Origin of the sequence: Komagataeibacter intermedius TF2 (assembly GCF_000964425.1) — a bacterium.
Classification (GTDB): Bacteria; Pseudomonadota; Alphaproteobacteria; order Acetobacterales; family Acetobacteraceae; genus Komagataeibacter; species Komagataeibacter intermedius.
In genome coordinates, this window is the sequence record NZ_BANF01000906.1 from 1 (window position 1) to 266 (window position 266).

The following is a 266-nucleotide window of genomic DNA, read 5'->3' on the forward strand; positions in this document are numbered from 1 at the left end:
TCGTTGTCCCGGCCCCGGAACGGGGCTTTCAGGTTAAGCCCTGCGTCAATGGCGAAGCTGATCAGGTTACGGTCGCCGCCATTGCCCGTGGCGCGCACGAACACACCCAGCGAACGCGCGGACTGGATGGAGGGTCGCCAGATCATCTGGTCAATGATGCCGTATACCATCCAGTTGCCCCGGTCCCAGCGCGGGATGCCGGTGGTGTCATTGGGGCCGCCAAGGGCCTGCCCCATGTTGTTGTAGCGGTAATCGGGAAATCTGGC

The 266-nt window shown here is 63.2% G+C and carries 1 protein-coding gene; it reads right to left on the minus strand.

From position 1 onward, the window contains the following. Positions 1 to 266, minus strand: a 266-nt coding sequence (locus B7449_RS19500; protein ID WP_048884140.1) for a carbohydrate porin, incomplete at both ends; no start/stop codon positions are given.